The sequence below is a fragment of the Psychrobacter sp. Ps6 genome, from assembly GCF_022129235.1.
GTDB lineage: Bacteria > Pseudomonadota > Gammaproteobacteria > Pseudomonadales > Moraxellaceae > Psychrobacter.
In genome coordinates this window covers 185,169-202,447 of the sequence record NZ_JADQAI010000005.1, presented here as the reverse complement: position 1 = coordinate 202,447, position 17,279 = coordinate 185,169, and the positions used below count along the sequence as shown (strand labels likewise).

Annotated in this window: 12 protein-coding genes, 1 tRNA gene and 1 pseudogene; 11 read left to right on the top strand and 3 right to left on the bottom strand. The window is 43.0% G+C overall.

The window, feature by feature from the left end:
* Positions 1–146 precede the first annotated feature (146 nt).
* The 10 genes and pseudogenes from rutA (at position 147) to I3255_RS07905 (ending at position 10,549) form a co-directional block, all read left to right on the top strand.
* Positions 147–1,250, top strand: coding sequence for a pyrimidine utilization protein A (rutA, locus tag I3255_RS07950; RefSeq protein ID WP_238038340.1), 1,104 nt, complete (start codon positions 147–149; stop codon positions 1,248–1,250).
* A gap of 14 nt (positions 1,251–1,264) precedes the next feature.
* Complete coding sequence (gene rutB / locus I3255_RS07945; RefSeq protein WP_238038339.1) at positions 1,265–1,984, top strand: pyrimidine utilization protein B; 720 nt, start codon at positions 1,265–1,267, stop codon at positions 1,982–1,984.
* Between the two features lie 71 nt (positions 1,985–2,055).
* The gene (gene rutC, locus I3255_RS07940; protein ID WP_057761062.1) at positions 2,056–2,439 is read left to right on the top strand and encodes a pyrimidine utilization protein C; all 384 of its coding nucleotides are present in this window, start codon (positions 2,056–2,058) and stop codon (positions 2,437–2,439) included.
* A gap of 182 nt (positions 2,440–2,621) precedes the next feature.
* Positions 2,622–3,158 (top strand): NADH-dependent FMN reductase RutF, encoded by a 537-nt coding sequence (gene rutF, locus I3255_RS07935; protein WP_227675735.1) that lies wholly within the window; start codon positions 2,622–2,624, stop codon positions 3,156–3,158.
* Between the two features lie 42 nt (positions 3,159–3,200).
* Complete coding sequence (locus I3255_RS07930; protein WP_238038338.1) at positions 3,201–4,559, top strand: solute carrier family 23 protein; 1,359 nt, start codon at positions 3,201–3,203, stop codon at positions 4,557–4,559.
* Between the two features lie 40 nt (positions 4,560–4,599).
* On the top strand, positions 4,600–6,099 hold the full coding sequence (locus I3255_RS07925) for a CoA-acylating methylmalonate-semialdehyde dehydrogenase (RefSeq protein ID WP_238038337.1): 1,500 nt from the start codon (positions 4,600–4,602) through the stop codon (positions 6,097–6,099).
* Between the two features lie 109 nt (positions 6,100–6,208).
* Positions 6,209–6,826 (top strand): annotated as a pseudogene (ribB, locus tag I3255_RS07920) (3,4-dihydroxy-2-butanone-4-phosphate synthase); the annotation flags it as partial.
* Between the two features lie 171 nt (positions 6,827–6,997).
* Complete coding sequence (gene rutD / locus I3255_RS07915; protein ID WP_238038336.1) at positions 6,998–7,774, top strand: pyrimidine utilization protein D; 777 nt, start codon at positions 6,998–7,000, stop codon at positions 7,772–7,774.
* Between the two features lie 18 nt (positions 7,775–7,792).
* Positions 7,793–8,389: a malonic semialdehyde reductase gene (locus I3255_RS07910; protein ID WP_238038335.1), complete on the top strand. Its 597-nt coding sequence runs from the start codon at positions 7,793–7,795 to the stop codon at positions 8,387–8,389.
* A gap of 543 nt (positions 8,390–8,932) precedes the next feature.
* Entirely contained in the window at positions 8,933–10,549 is a 1,617-nt protein-coding gene (locus I3255_RS07905; protein WP_238038334.1) for an NAD(P)/FAD-dependent oxidoreductase, read from the top strand.
* A gap of 327 nt (positions 10,550–10,876) precedes the next feature.
* Here I3255_RS07905 and I3255_RS07900 read toward each other — a convergent pair.
* The 3 genes from I3255_RS07900 to I3255_RS07890 all read right to left on the bottom strand — a co-directional run bounded on the left by I3255_RS07900 (position 10,877) and on the right by I3255_RS07890 (position 12,415).
* Positions 10,877–10,952, bottom strand: a tRNA-Arg gene (locus I3255_RS07900).
* A gap of 70 nt (positions 10,953–11,022) precedes the next feature.
* Positions 11,023–11,841 (bottom strand): hypothetical protein, encoded by an 819-nt coding sequence (locus tag I3255_RS07895; RefSeq protein ID WP_238038333.1) that lies wholly within the window; start codon positions 11,839–11,841, stop codon positions 11,023–11,025.
* A 73-nt stretch (positions 11,842–11,914) separates the two neighbouring features.
* On the bottom strand, positions 11,915–12,415 hold the full coding sequence (locus I3255_RS07890) for a hypothetical protein (RefSeq protein WP_238038332.1): 501 nt from the start codon (positions 12,413–12,415) through the stop codon (positions 11,915–11,917).
* A gap of 405 nt (positions 12,416–12,820) precedes the next feature.
* On the opposite strand from I3255_RS07890, the gene I3255_RS07885 reads away from it, so the two are divergent.
* A complete protein-coding gene (locus tag I3255_RS07885) occupies positions 12,821–17,275 on the top strand; it encodes an exodeoxyribonuclease V subunit gamma (protein WP_238038331.1) in 4,455 nt (1,484 codons plus the stop codon).
* Positions 17,276–17,279 lie beyond the last annotated feature (4 nt).

The window sequence follows — 17,279 nt, the reverse complement described above, 5'->3', positions numbered from 1 at the left end:
AAAAAATTTAGGGTAAAAATTATATAAGTTATTGATAAATATAAATAAAAAAATATGGCATGGGTTTTGCTTCGATAAAAACGTAAAAGAATTTTCATTTCTTTTATAGCTTTCTTCTTCTCTTCTCAAAATCTATAGGTGACCTCATGGAAATAGGAATTTTTTGTCCGATTGGTAACAATGGTTGGTTAATCTCAAAAAACGCGCCGCAGTACAAGCCGACATTTGAGCTCAATAAGCAAATTGTACAACGTGCTGAGCATTACGGTTTTGATTTTGCGCTCTCAATGATCAAGCTGCGCGGTTTTGGCGGTGAGACTGAGTTTTGGGATTATAACCTCGAAAGCTTTACTTTGATGGCAGGACTCGCGGCAGTCACGTCCAAAATAAAAATCTATGCCACGTCAGCAACGTTAGTGATGCCGCCCGCAATCGTAGCGAGAATGGCATCGACGCTTGATAGTATTTCGAACGGACGCTTTGGATTGAATGTCGTGACTGGCTGGCAAGAAGCAGAATACGGACAGATGGGCATGTGGCCAGGCGACGATTATTTTGGTAAGCGCTATGAGTATTTATCTGAATATGTCCAAATCCTAAGAGATCTGTGGGCGACAGGTCAATCTGATTTGAAAGGTGAGTTCTTTCAGATGAATGATTGTCAGGTGAAGCCTATTCCACAAGCGGATATGAAAATTATCTGTGCGGGTCAATCAGATACAGGCTTGGCGTTCTCTGCAAAATACGCTGACTATAACTTTGTCTTTGGTAAAGGGCTAAACACGCCAACTGCCTACGCTGGTATTAATGACCGCTTAAAAGTACATACAGATCAGACGGGCCGCAATGTTCCCACTTATGTCCTCTTTATGGTCATTGCAGATGAGACTGATGAAAAAGCGCAGGAAAAATGGCAATCATACAATGATGGTGCGGACTTTGAAGCCATTGATTGGTTGCAGTCGCAAGGTGGTAAGGACAAAACCTCAGGCAAAGATACTAACATCCGTCATATGGCCTCAAGCGTTTCACCAGTCAATATCAATATGGGTACGCTGGTCGGTTCTTTTGAAAATGTTGCCAGCATGTTAGACGAAATCGCTGAAGTACAAGGTACGGATGGCGTCTTATTGACCTTTGATGATTTCGTGCAAGGCGTAGAAGATTTTGGCAGCAAGATTCAACCTTTGATGAAAAGCCGTATCAATGTTGATACCCCAGTGGCCAGCAAAGCCATGAGCGAAGCCTAATAAAAGGAGCAGATATGAATTCGGTTAATACTATTTGTGCAGATTTTACCAAGGAATCTTCTCCTGTTTTAGAGTCGTTGCCTGAACCTATCAAGTTAGATCCATCCCAGACGGCATTGATCGTCGTGGACATGCAAAACGCGTATGCCAGCCAAGGTGGTTATCTAGATTTGGCTGGGTTCGATGTCACAGCGACCAAACCCGTCATCGATAAGATAAAGCAAGCCGTGGATATTGCGCATCAATCTGGCATACAAGTTATCTATTTTAGAAATGGTTGGGACAACAAATATGTAGAGGCTGGTGGTAGTGGGTCGCCCAATTATCACAAATCAAATGCCTTAAAAACCATGCGTAAGAATCCTGAAATTGAGGGAACGCTATTGGCAAAAGGCGGCTGGGATTATGAGTTGGTCGACGAGCTTAGCCCTGCGCCTCACGACATCGTTATAGATAAGCCTCGTTATAGCGGCTTCGCGAATACCAACTTCGATAGCGTATTGCGGTCACGAGGCATACGTAATCTATTGTTCACTGGTATCGCGACCAACGTCTGTGTTGAATCGACGCTTCGAGATGGGTTTTTTCTTGAGTATTTTGGGGTGTTATTAGATGACGCTTGTTATCAAGCAGGGCCAGTAGAAGCTCATGAGGCCACACTATATAACGTAAAAACCTTTTTTGGTTGGGTGTCTGATGTTGCCAGCATGCAGCAGTGCTTTTTGGATACTTAATCTTTTCGATATCTGGCTTTTTAGGAGCCTAAACCAAGCGCTTCATACTTAACTTAAATAGGAATGTAGATATGTCTAAACAAGTGATTATCCCTGAAGGTACTAGCAAACCGTTAGCTCCCTATGTCCCAGCGACTAAGGCCGACAACATCGTTTATGTCTCGGGCACCTTGCCCTTTGATGAAAACAACGATGTCGTACATGTGGGTGATGCCGCCGCGCAAACTCGCCATGTATTAACAACGATTCAAAACGTTATTCAAACCGCTGGCGGCGATATGGATGATGTGACGTTTAATTCAATCTTTGTAAAAGACTGGGCAGATTATGATGCGGTCAATCAAGTCTATGCAGAGTTCTTCCCCAATGAAAAGCCAGCAAGATTTTGTATCCAATGTGGATTGGTAAAACCAGACGCCCTCGTCGAAATCGCGTCCATAGCGCACATCGGATGAAAACCTACTTAAAAATAACTGCAGTTAGTGAATTTAAAGTTACCTGACATCGAACCCTCTAGCATTGCATTGGACTGTAGTAGGGCGCTTTAGTTGACTACACATGTGGCGGAATATTGTTTAAAAGGAAATGACAGATGAATACAGTAATTAAAGAAAGCCAAGCAACGCAATCCTCATTAATGAAACATAAGTCTAAAGAATCATTCACCTCTACGGCAGGAAACTTAACCGACATGCAGCAGTCTTTTAGAGATGCGATGAGCAAGCTGGCGGCTGCCGTGAACATTATTACCACTGAAGGTCCAGCAGGGCGGGCAGGGTTTACCGCCTCAGCGGTGTGCAGTGTCACTGACGAACCGCCAACCCTATTAGTGTGTCTAAACCGAAGCGCGTCTGTATACAAATTTTTTAAAGAAAATATGGTGCTATGCGTCAACACACTTGGTCTTGAACACCAAGATTTAAGCGGTGTGTTTGGCGGCAAAAAGGCATTAGAAGAAAGATTTGAGCAAGGCAATTGGTCCACGCTGTCAACCGGATCGCCTGTATTAGAAGATGCCAGTATCTCTTTTGATTGCAAGATTAAGCTTATTAGCTCGGTAGGAACCCACGATATTCTTATTTGTGAAGTATTGGATATCAAACACAAGCCTGATTGTGAAAGTCTCATCTATTTCAATCGAGGCTACCATCAATTGAGTAAGTGCACGAATTAAGTGTACTAAGTGTCATCCCTCTACTTTTTAAGGATATTTAAAATGGATAAATGGTTTGTTAAATGGCGTCCCTACACTGGAAATCTAGAAATGACACCGGTAGGTATCAATGAATACTTACCAATGGGTAAAAGCGTGGTGTTAGGCGCACAGCACTCATTCGCCATGTTCGGTGCGACAATCTTAGCCCCGTTATTGATGGGATTCGATCCTAGCTTAACGATGCTTATCACTGGTATAGGCACGATACTTTTCTTTCTTATTACTGGCGGTCACGTACCAAGTTATCTAGGCTCCAGCTTTGCCTTTATCGGGGCGGTCGCAGCAGTGACAGGATATAGCGGCACAGGTATCAATCCAAATATCGGCATTGCGCTTGGCGGTACCGTGGTCTGCGGGATTTTATACGCATTGATGGGTCTACTGGTGATGAAGACAGGTGCAGGGTGGATTGAGAACCTGATGCCACCTGTGGTCACTGGGTCCATCGTCATGATTATTGGGTTGAACTTAGCACCTGTCACCATACAAAGCGTCATCGGTAGTAGCTTTGACTCTTGGATGGCGTTGGTCACCGTATTGTGTATTTGTTCAGTCGCCGTATTTACTAAAGGTATGGTCAGACGCTTGTTATTGTTAATAGGTCTAGTCGCTGCCTATTTTATTTATTTCCTATTAACCAATGTCTTAGGCATGGGTAAGCCTATTGATTTTGCTCCAATTGCAAATGCTGCTTGGTTTGGTATGCCAACCCTTTATTCCCCCGTCTTTGAGACCAGTGCCATATTAGTCATTGCACCTGTCTTTATCATCTTAATCGCTGAAAACCTTGGGCATTTCAAAGCAGTAGAAGCCATGACTGGCAAAAGTATCTCACCTTATATGGGTAGAGCATTCTTCGCTGACGGCCTTTGCACTACGCTTTCGGCTTCGGTAGGCGGCACTGGTATGACGACCTATGCAGAAAATATCGGCGTGATGGCAGCGACCAAAATTTACTCTACCGTCGTCTTTGTCATAGCAGGTGTTTTTGCAATCTTATTGGGTTTGTCCCCTAAGTTTGGAACCTTAGTCAGTACCATTCCTGTGCCTATTTTGACCGGAGCTTCAATCGTTGTCTTTGGTTTGATTACCATCGCTGGTGCGCGTATTTGGATGAATGCAAAAATTGATTTCAGTAAGAATGGCAACATGTTGGTAGCCGCCGTTCCAGTAATCCTAGGCACTGGCAACTATTCACTAAACATTGCCGGCTTTGATTTGGGCGGCATCGGTACTGCTACGTTTTTAGCCATTCTTATGAACCTCGCTTTCAATTTTAAAAACAAACAAAAAGAGGTGAGCGTGACCACTGAGAGAGAAATCGCTACATCAGAGCCGCTCTTAAAACTCAATCCATAAATTTAAATCCCTATTTGATATCACCTTAAGGAATCGTGTCATGAATACAGAACCACGCAGCGTACAACAATTGATCAATGGCGAATTTACCGAATCAACGACCACAGAATGGATTGATATCACCAATCCAGCCACGCAAGAAGTGATCGCTAAGGTACCACAGTCAACACCTGAGGAAATCGAGCAAGCCATCAAAACGGCATCTGAGGCCTTTCAGAGTTGGCGTGTCACACCCATCAGTAAACGAGCGCGTGTTTTTCTAAAGTATCAACAACTGATACGTGAAAACATGGATGAGTTAGCGGCGCTACTGACTGAAGAACAAGGTAAGACACTGGCAGACGCTAGAGGTGATGTATTTAGAGGTCTTGAGGTCGTAGAGCACGCATCAGGTATCGGTAACTTGCAACAAGGTGGCTACATTGAAAACGTCGCCAGTAGTGTTGATATGTATACCGTTCAACAGCCAATAGGTGTCTGTGCAGGTATTACTCCCTTTAACTTTCCTGCCATGATACCGCTATGGATGTTTCCAATGGCCATCGCCACAGGCAACACGTTCATCTTAAAGCCCTCTGAACAAAACCCTATCGTTACCATGAGATTGGTCGAGTTGGCGCTTGAGGCAGGTATACCAAAAGGAGTATTAAATGTGGTTCATGGTGGTAAAGACACAGTGGATGCGCTGTGCGATCACCCTGATATAAAAGCGATATCTTTTGTTGGTTCAACGGCAGTGGGCAAGCATGTTTATGATCGTGCGGGTCAGGCTGGCAAACGTGTGCAATGTATGATGGGTGCGAAAAACCATGCCGTTATCATGCCTGATGCCAATAAAGAACAAAGTCTGAATCAATTAGCAGGCGCAGCATTTGGTGCAGCAGGTCAGCGATGCATGGCACTGTCTGTCGTGGTATTGGTTGGAGAATCTAAACAGTGGGTTGATGAAATTGTAGAAAAATCAGCACAGCTAGTAGTGTCTGCTGGCAAGGATGACAAAGACTTAGGTCCCTTAATATCTAAGCAAGCCAAAGCCCGTGTCGAGCGCTTAATCCAAGCGGGCATAGACGAAGGGGCAACTCTCAGATTAGATGGTCGTGGTTGTCAGGTAGCAGGTTATGAAAATGGCAACTTTGTTGGACCCACTATTTTGGACAATGTAACCACTGATATGAGCTGTTATACCGAAGAGATTTTTGGTCCTGTTTTATGCATTATGTATGCCGACACGCTTGAGGAAGCCATTAAGATTATCAATACCAATCCGAATGGTAATGGTACCGCAATTTTCACCCAGTCTGGCGCCCATGCACATAAGTTCCAACAAGATATCGATGTCGGACAAGTCGGTATCAACCTACCGATTCCAGTACCGCTACCGATGTTTTCGTTTACAGGGTCTAGAGCGAGTAAGCTCGGTGACTTAGGTCCTTATGGTAAGCAAGCGGTACAGTTTTATACGCAGACGAAAACGGTGATATCACGCTGGTTTGATGAGGATGCTAGTGAAGGCGTAAATACCACTATTTCTATGAAGTAGCTATACGGCCGTATCAAAAGTAGGACGTTATGTAGAGCATGTGATTAATTGACAATAGGCTCTACATAACAACATACAAAAGCAAATATAAGTACAAATGGTGGATTTTATGAATATCAATACAATACCAGAAATCATTGAAGATATTAAAGCTGGCAAGATGGTCATAATCATGGATGATGAGGATCGGGAAAATGAGGGTGACCTGATTATGGCAGCCACTTTAGCCAAACCTAATGATATTAACTTTATGATTACACATGCCAGAGGTTTGGTTTGTTTGACCTTAACTGCTGAGCGTTGCGAGAAACTAAACTTATCCCTCATGTGCAAAGACAACCAAGCACCTTATAGTACGAATTTCACTGTTTCCATTGATGCAGCAAAAGGCGTAAGTACCGGAATATCAACGGCAGACAGAGCTCAGACCATCAGAACTGCCGTGTCTCAAGACGTTACCTTTGATGACGTCGTAACCCCAGGTCATATTTTTCCATTAGTGGCTAAAGAGGGCGGTGTTTTAGAACGCGCTGGTCACACGGAGGCAGGTTGCGATTTAACGAGACTGGCTGGCTTGGAGCCTGCTGCGGTTATTGTAGAGATTATCAACAAAGATGGTGAAATGGCTCGTAGAAATGATCTGATGAAATTCGCCGATACTCACAATCTAAAGGTCGGCACCATAGATGCGTTAATTAAATATATTAAGTCTCAAGAGGCCATCGAGAGTAAAGGTGAAAGCGAAGTCGAAAGTTTCGAAGAAACCGTAGCGTACGACTATGATGAAAGCGATGAGCGTACCGTTGAATTGATTTAGTTGATTGAATTCAACTTTACTTTATAAGCTATTAGATACTTTTACCGCAATTTGAATTTTACTGAAATTGGATGAAACCCTATGTTAGTTAAAAAATATCCTTGTAAGAACGACACGTCAGAAACGATCGTATTTAGTTCAGGTTTAGGCGGGCATGCTGATTTTTGGTTACCTCAAATTGAGTATTTTACCGAGAATTACAATGTGATTTGCTATGAACAAGAGGGCGTATCACCTGATAGTGACCTCTTACCCGATGACTATTCTATGCAAGATTTAGCGGATCAATTAATTGAAATTTTAAAACGAGAAGGACTGTCTAATTGTCATTTCGTCGGTCACGCACTTGGCGGATTTATCGGTATGGAAATCGCTCATAAAGCGCCAGAATTGTTAGATAAACTGGTTATCTTGAATGGGTGGGAAAGCCTCGATCCTCACACGATTAAATGTTTTAGCATGCGAACCAGTTTGCTACAAGATACAGGTATAGAAGCATTTGTGCGCGCCCAAGCGATATTTTTATACCCGCCTATATGGATCTCAGACAACATAGAGGCACTCACGCAAAAAGAAGATAAAGCTATTGCTAATTTTGCTCCCGTTGAAAACGTCTCAACGAGATTAAAAGCCTTGCAGTCTTATCAGCCCCTGATAAACGCTAAGCATATTAAAAACAAAACGCTAGTTTTGAGCAATCTTGATGATGTTTTGGTGCCCTGGCAACGCGGTCTGGCTTTGGCCAATAATATGCAAAATGCCCAGTTTGAGTTAATGGTGACGGGTGGCCATGCCAGTACAATCACAGAGACCTGCTCAACCAATAGCAAAATTCTTCAATTCTTATCCAAAATTTAATATTAATAAGGAAATGTTATGACTGATTCCCTATCGTTATCTTCAGCAGATCTTGATCAGCTGTTTGGTAAGGCCAGATCCTTCAACGCTTGGCAAAAAAAAGACGTACCAGATGCATTACTTGAAGAGATCTATCACTTGATTAAAATGGCGCCTACCTCGGCCAATTGCTCACCGGCGCGGTTTGTATTTCTCAAATCTGATGACGCTAAAGCACGCTTAGAGCCAGCATTGTCATCAGGTAATATCGAAAAAACAATGACAGCACCTATCACAGTGATTGTCGCTCATGATAATGAATTTTATGAACAACTTCCCAAATTATTCCCACATACGGATGCCAGATCATGGTTTAACTCTAGCCCTGAACTTATACAAGAGACGGCGTTTAGAAACAGTTCTATGCAAGCAGCCTATCTAATTTTGGCTTGTAGAGCCTTGGGTTTAGACACGGGCCCTATGTCTGGGTTTAATAATGAATTGGTAGATAAAACTTTTCTTAAAGACAGTAATTGGTCCTCAAACCTACTCATCAATATAGGTTATGGTCAAGAGGGTCAATTATACAGCCGTCTGCCAAGATTGGACTTTGATGAGGCTTGTCAGATCTTGTAAAAACAAGTGATTCATCCATTATGTCATCTTATTTTAGGAGTAATGGGCTGAATTGAGGCTATGTGGAGGGGTGGTTGTTTTTGGCTCCTTCACTTAATAATTAAGGGAATCATGAAAGTTATCACTCTTATAAATACTATTATGGAAAATTCCTCTTTAATCCATCGGCAATCTCCCCAAAAAAAACTAAGACTGTGGCACCTGATAAAAGTATGATTATCATCAAACAGCATCATTTCAACGGTTCAATGAGCGGCAAGGACAACCACTACGAGCATAGCCCTCCGTCTTGTACTTTGATAAATGTCTCCCAGACAGTTATTCTTCTTCGCTCATTTGATAATTCACACATAGAAAGCTTCTGGGCTACAACATTACTAAAATCTCCCAAGTTTGACTGTACAGACTTGACGGCAAGAGTCATTTTCAAACAACAATACAAATCCGTAAATTTACCCTTCGTAAGTAAAATATTTATTCGCTTATTTGTATCAGTACCAGTAAAATGCGAGACTGTTTTCTACACGAGTTTATGAGTAACCAATGATACGTTTAACTGAAATTAAATTGCCATTAAATCATGCACCTGAAGATCTAACGACTGCTATAACGACAAAACTTAAAATCTCCGCTGAGCAAATGGCGTCATTTGTGATGTTTAAACGTGGTTATGATGCTCGTAATAAAAGAAATATCCAATTAATTTATACGCTAGACATCATACTGACCGACTCAGATGTGGCCAATGATTTACTGGTTCAATTTGAGTCAGACAACCATGTCAAACCAACGCCAGATACCAGCTACAAATATGTAGGTGAAGCACCAGAGAACTTAACAGAGCGCCCTGTTGTTATTGGTTTTGGACCTTGTGGCTTATTAGCAGGACTGACCCTTGCTCAAATGGGTTTTAAACCTATTATCATCGAACGTGGTAATGAAGTAAGACAACGTACCAAAGATACCTTTGGCTTTTGGCGTCAGCGTAAATTAAACACTGAATCAAACGTACAATTTGGTGAAGGCGGAGCGGGTACCTTCTCCGACGGTAAATTATATAGCCAAGTGAAAGATCCAAATCATTACGGCCGTAAAGTAATGACAGAGTTTGTAAAAGCAGGCGCACCAGAGGAGATTTTATTTGTTAGTAAACCACACATAGGTACTTTTAAATTAGTCAGCATGGTAGAAAAAATGCGTGCCCAGATCATAGCGCTTGGCGGTGAAATCCGTTTTGCTACTCGCGTAGACGACTTGCATATAACTGATTCAAAAGTAACTGGCGTGACGCTTAATAATGGCGAAACCTTGAAAACCAACCATGTTATTCTTGCTATTGGTCATAGCGCCCGTGATACCTTCCAAATGATCTATGATAAAGGCGTGTATGTTGAAGCAAAACCTTTTTCAATTGGTTTTAGAATTGAACATAGGCAGTCAACCATAGATAAAGCACGCTTTGGCGACAATGCTGGAAACGAGATACTTGGTGCTGCGGATTATAAATTGGTTCATCACTGCAAAAACGGTCGTTCTGTTTATAGTTTCTGTATGTGTCCAGGTGGAACCGTTGTTGCTGCCGCATCAGAAGAAGGACGTGTTGTCACTAACGGCATGAGTCAATATTCAAGAAACGAGCGCAACGCCAACAGTGCTATTGTTGTAGGTATCGACCCAGAGCGAGATTACCCAAATCACCCTCTTGCCGGTATCGATTTGCAAAGACAATTAGAAACCTTAGCGTTTGAATTAGGCGGCAAAGACTACAGTGCACCAGCGCAAACCATTGGCGATTTCTTAAAAGGTAAACCAAATTCAGGATTAGGTGATGTAAAACCCTCTTACACACCGGGCATTACTTTAACCGACTTAAGCAAAGCATTACCTGATTTTGCCGTGGATGCCATACGTGAAGCCATTCCAGCGTTTAATAAAAAAATCCAAGGATTTTCATCTGATGACGGTTTACTCACTGGCGTAGAAACCAGAACATCGTCACCGATAAGTATTAAACGCAATAAAGACTTCCAAAGCATTAATACTAAAGGATTATTTCCTGCAGGCGAAGGCGCAGGCTATGCAGGCGGTATATTATCAGCAGGGATTGATGGCATTAAAGTGGCCGAAGCTGTAGCGAAATCAATGTTGAATATAGAGTAAGAGCAGCTGTAGGCAAACCCCGATATTAACTCTCTTACCCAGATAAAAATATGCGATCGAAAAAGCCTTTCAAGCTTTATACTTAATAGCTTGAAAGGCTTTTTGTATTTTGAAGATGGAGAATTATTCTCATGCTTTCAATAAGTTTGGACATCCTAAAAGTATGAGCTGATTGGGTCAATAAGCGATACCAGATATTTTGTGTTTTGATGATATGCTGTATGAAAATACATCGTAGGTTATGCAATGTTATGATGCGATAAGAAGTAAAAAAGCCCCATAACCAAAAGGTTGTGGGGCTTTAAAATAAGCTAAGAATACAATGATTGGTGCGCCCACCAAGACTCGAACTCGGATCGATCGCTTAGGAGGCAACTGCTCTATCCTGTTGAGCTATAGGCGCATTATGGAGTGACATTGTAGGAAAAAGCAGTCATAAAAGCAATCAACAAAAGACAAATAGGGACGATTTATCATTTATCTCCATTGCTAAGAGCATCAGCGACATCTACTGGATTATCACCTGATGCCTTTTTGGCCCGCGATGTTGGTTGAAATAGGTCGTTTACGCTATTCTCATAACCATTAATATTATAATAATCGTATTTCTCTAAAATACCTTGGCCCGTACTAGAGAGTAAGAAGTTGCGAAAACTAACGGCAACAGTACGGTCTGTCAAAACAACGCCTTCGAGTTCCTGCTTATCTTTCAAGGCATAATTAAAAGAGGTTAGTGTACGTGCCTCTTTATTATCGTTCTCGGTAGGTGCTTGCTCACTATCAGCATTTTCGCTATCGGTTTCATCCTCTGTAATAACTGTATTGGCGTTTGCCTTACTCTGGTTATCTTGGTGTTGAGACGCTGTCAGCTCTGCTTGTAGTGGCGCGAGACGTTCTGCCGATAGCCTATCATTTGCGATAATGACGTCTGTATTAAAAGCGGCGTCGCTGTCGTTGTTAGCAGCGATATTATTGTTTGATAAGGTCAAAAGTGTGTTTGGCGGCACATAGTTTGCCAATACTTGAATATGAGGATAACGAGATTCAAAACTGACAATAATATCGTCCAACGGCACTTGCAGATTCTCTGCTGCACGGACATACAGGACACTATCAGGCACAGTTTTGGCAGTCTCATCGCCTTTAGCAGTTACAGACTCATTCTCACTTGCCATGATAGGTAGCGGATCTATATTTTTACGATTGTGGATCCACAACCACGTAATCAGAGCGGTAAAAATTGCTAGCAGCAATAAAATTAGCCCAGCCAGTAGCAGCTTGTAGTCTTTCATATATTACCGCTCTTTTATTAATGAATTCAGTTCAAAATTTACATAAGGCACTATAGGTGATATGTGGCTTGAGTTAAAGCTTTTGATCGAGTACTTCATTGGTTAGCTCTGTCAACATCTCTGCAAACACATCTGTGTTCACAAAAAAAGGCATAGAAGCTGGGGTTTTATTCTCAGTACGGTTATTACTAAGCGAGGCAGGCTGGCTATCAATCGCTTTTGCATAGGCTGTCGCTTGATGTACAGCTAATGGCGACTGGCCGATCATGAGCTTGTCTTTTAGCCATTTGAACCCATGCGCCTCCCACCATGCTTCAAAACGCGATAAGGTGCTACCACGTACTGCAACAGGCAAATCTAATGTACGTAATTTTTGTGCCAATACAGGATCGCTAATGGCTTGGTGAATGCTCAGGTAAAGTGAACCACTGTCGTCAGTATAAGGACGTCTGTTTTGCCATGATTTATCATCGATTTTCATACGCGGTAATTGCCATAGCTCACCACGATAGTAAACAACGTATAAACGTTGTTTAGGATGAACAAAGATGGCATCAATAGGACGCAAAGGCATAATGTTAAATCATCTCGTGATAATGAAGGTTAGGTCGAAATAAGGTATAGAAAATAACTTAAAAGAGCGGCAATGTATATTTTATTATCATAATTATGAGCAGTGCTACAAAGCGACATTAGATGTCGCAAGATAGTATAATGCTGATATCTATACTGGTAAACATCGAATATCAGTGGCACACTGACAGAGCATATACGTTATTTATGAAAGCGTATTGTACATCATATAATGCTAGCAGAAATGTATTACAGTGACGACTGCCAAAGATGTATTGATGAGTATCAATTCGGGTTTCATTGCTACTTTCTGTGGTACTTTTATTACAAGTGTAGTGACTGACAGGTTAACTGTAGCCAACAGTAGCTCTCAGCGCTTACGCTTATTCCAATCAGATTATTGTCTATGTTTACTATCATTCAGTCACATCGTACCGAAAATCTCGTTGACCAGCTATTGGTGCAATATCAATCAAAGAGCCAGAACATTTTTGAACCCTTTATCGTTATTGTACCGTCAATGGTATTGGGCGATTGGTTGGATAAAACCATTGCTAGCCGTGCTGGCATCAGTACATTGGTACGTACCAAATTTTGGGGTCAGTATCAGTGGACACTCATGCAGGATGTGTTAACTCGCCATAATGCCTATTTATTAGAGGTTAATCCTGACGCAGCAACCTTAAACGTGCCCGAAGTTGCCGTGCTGTCGCCAACGGTGATGCAGTGGCGACTGTTCGGATACCTAACTTACTATCAATCGTCGATTGTCAATGATGACACGCATCCTGTGCACCCGTTGTTAGCATCTTTGATTGACGAGCCACAAGAAGGGGTTAAGCAAGATAAAGCGCAACAAGACGCCCGCATTTGGCAGCTGGCAAGCGATTTGGCAAGGGTGTTTAACCGTTATTTGACTCACCGTGAGGATTGGCTAGCGCTATGGTCGGACAACAAGCTGCTTGATGTAGATAAGCTAATCGCAGATAAAGATGCGTTGTCCCTACGTTTTGATCAGTATGCACGCGGTACGCCTGAGTGGTTGGTAGCGCATTATGTAGAGCTAGAGATTGCACAGCGCTTTTTGTGGTCGCAATTATTTGCTGATGTACATCAGCACCGCGTGGCAATTGAAAGTACCTTTTGGTCAGCGCTAGAAAATAATAAGGCAAATGAGCGTGCCAAGCTACCCACGGTGCTGCGTATTTTTACAATCCAGCAATTGCCACAGACCGAGCTCGACTTTTTGCAGCGCTTGTCGAAATATATGAACATCACGTTACTACACTACAATCCCTCAAAACTGTTTTGGGCAGATATTGTCGATAAGTCATGGCTACAGCGTCAGCAGATCATTAATCCCCAAAGCGTGTTTTTACGCGATTACGGGCACAGTTTACTGTCGCGTTTAGGCAAACAGTCTCGTGATACTTTCGCCATGCTAGCTAATTTGTCAGGTAATGAGCAATACCAAGAGGCGCTAGTAGAGTGGCAAGATAACTTTAGTGATAGGTTCGATGGTGAAACTGGTAGCGTTATCGATGGCAGTGCTCGCGAACTTGATGACGATGATAGGTTGCAAGCAGCAGAAAACGGCCCAAGTTTATTGCGCCGTTTGCAAAACGATGTGTTGATGCTTGACGAGCAATCAACCCAACAAGCGACAGCCGCAAAAGTCTCAGAGGCCGTCGGTAACCAAATAGCATTGGATTTTGAGCAAGAAACGTCATGGTATGACGATGAGGTGCTAGAGAATAAGCGTTTTGAAAAAGACCGCTTTTGGGCAATTTCTTCTCAAGACAATAGCCTAAGCATACATTCTTGTCATAACTTGCAACGCCAGCTTGAAGTACTACGTATTATGATTGGTCGCTGGCTAAATGAACCCATCAAATCTGGCGAGAAAAAACGCCATATATCCGATATTGTGGTATTGCTACCTGATGTTGAGCGTCATCATGCGTTGATTAGCTCTATTTTCGTCAATGGCAGGGGACAAGATGGTCTGACCTTGCCTGCTAAGGTGACTGGTGTCGTCGATGCTGATATTCGCCAGTTATGGGAAGCGATTATTGGGTTTTATAAGCTGCTTGGCAGTCATAGCGCTCGTTTTGAAGCGGCTGAGGTGTTGGACTGGCTGATGTTGCCACCCTTATTTGAGAGTTTTGGGTTGACCCATGAGCAAATGAGCCGTGGTTGTGATTTGTTGGTGGAAGCTGGATTTATCCGCGGGTTTGACGAGCTGCATCTAAAGCAGACCCTAGACGTCAATGACTATGACTATCGTTTTAGCTTTGCACAAGCGTTAGACAGATTGACCTTGGGGTTAATCATGCCAGAGGCGAGTCTGAGCGATTGTCTATATCCCTTAGCTCAGGAGGAATGGCCAAGTACGGCTGTGCCTGAGATGAGCCTACCACTCGCGCAAGTGAGTCTAAATGATGCCATGATTGTAGAAGCGCTTTGCCGTATCTATGCTGGTTTGGTGGCAAGGCGTGATGACCACACACAAAAAATGAAAGCGGAAGATTGGCTGGATCAGATTGAGAGCCAAGTGATTCATCGATACTTTGGCGATGTTGATCAAACGCGTACGATGCGCGCTATCTATAATGCGATGAATGGCTTTAAATCAAGCTTACGTGCCAATCGTCACTATAGACAATATTCCAGTGGTGATACTAATAGACTAGAGGTGGAGCAAAGGCTGGCAGGGGTCGAGCAGTTACCGCTAAAGCTGAGCTTTATGCTAGACAGTATCGAAGCTGAGCTTGAAAGCCAGCAAGTCAGTGCGGAACCGACTGGCGTGATCACTTTTGGTCGATTTGGCGCGCTACGGAACGTACCATTTGAGTTGGTGGTTATGCTCAATATGGATCTCTCTGAGTTTCCTGGGCGTGACCGTGACAACCGATATGACTTGATGAAAGCGACCAATGCACGCCGCGGTGACAGAGTCAGCGAGGACGATGATAACGGGGCATTTTTGGATGCATTACTATGTGCGCGTAGTGCGTGTTGGATATTCTACAATGGCCAAAGTCTGACTGACACTCATGAGCATCTACCAGCCAACCCAGTGAGCGAGCTACTACAGTTTTTGCAAGGTGAGGTACAGTGGCAGGTCAACTCGCTTGATACTTTGCCTGAAAGTATTGATCCAACGACAGAAAGCCTTAAGCGTTATTTACCAAAGCTCATCAAGCAGTGGCTGGTTACTGAGCATCCAGCACTACCTTTTCACAAGAGCTTGTTTGAAGCAGATATTGAAAGGGCTTCTGAGAAAAAAGATGATACGTCTGATGATGTTAGTGATAGCAACCCTGATACTACTGTAGCCGATGAGCTGGATAGATTGCTAAATAAAGCCATGTACAAAACCAAGCTGGCTCAGAAAAAACAGTTCCCTCCGGCGCCGCTGTGGCAAGCGGTGTTTGAGACGCTACAGAAAAGAAGATCTAGCAAGCATCCACAACTGATTGGTTTGCCCACAAAAACACAGTACGAAGCCATTGCTCAAATGCTAGGCCATAGTTTGGGTAGGCTAGGGAACATAGATCATCAAATCCTGTTTACATTAGCCAATATGATAGGACTGGATACTTTTGTTGCTGCTAATGATATGAGCGATAGGACTAAGGCGATCACCCGAATGGTGTGTGATACCGTATTCAATATTGGGGAGATAGATGTCGAAGGTATGTTGGTGTATCAAGTGCGCCATCCTGCTAAAGCGTTTTTACGGTCTCAAAAGGTGCATGTGGTACAAGGTGAGGAAGCGATGGCACATCAAGAGCCATTGTTTTTGGATCACCTGACAACTTATCAGATTAAAGATCATTTGATTAAAGAGTTGGCCACCGATAAGCGTATTGATAATACGGCTCAGCAAGATAGCTCAACGTTAATGTATCAAAAAATCATACCAGCAGGGGTGGCGCGCCAAACCACGTTGCCCAACCAACAACAAAAACTACAGCAGCAGTGTCTAGAATTTAAAGAGCAGTTGATCGCTAATGGTTTTGGTGAGCGTGTTGTACCTAATACAGGTAGAACAGAGGGTATGCCAGATTTGCATCTACTGACACCCACTGCAGAGCACCCCGTTCAGATAGAGCTGGCGGCTGTGCTCAATCATGTGAATAACGACTCAAACAGTCAGATAGACATAGACACATGGCTTACATTATTGCCTAAATCTATTAAGATAAAAGGCCTAGTGCCGCTATTAACACCAGTATCGGCACAAACGGATGTTCACACTCAAGAAACAAGTGACTATGCTGAGCAGTCACCTAAGCAGTGGTTAAATATACTGCCCAATTCTGCCAGTCCAAAACATCTACTTAAGTTTTGGTTGTCGCATTTATACTGGCAAGTAGCCAGACGCACCACGGCTGAGCAAGTGGCGTTGGATGATGGCGTGAGTATTTGGCGCTTTAATAAATCCAGCTCAAAAGTAGATGCCTACAAAAATTTCATCGCATTTAAACTAAGCCCAATCGTCTATGAAGATGCAGTGATAGAACTGATAAAATGGGCGATTTTTGGCAACCTATCGGGTCAAACCCCCATCACATTACTGCCTGAGTATGCGCTCAATTATCTGGCTAAGTGCTCAAAATCGCAAGAAGATGATAATGAAAATAGCAATTATTGGCCAAAGCGAGCAGACTTCTCAGATTGGCTAAGACCTAGTTATAACTCAGACACGGTATACGATACTTGCTCGCAGCATGCCATTTGGCAATATGTGCTGCGTGACCAAGATGCCTTTAGAGCCTTATCAGCGGCGTTGACCACCTTGGCGCAACCACTATATGAGCCAATGTTTGCGGCACTAAAAGGATTGGATAGCTAGTCCT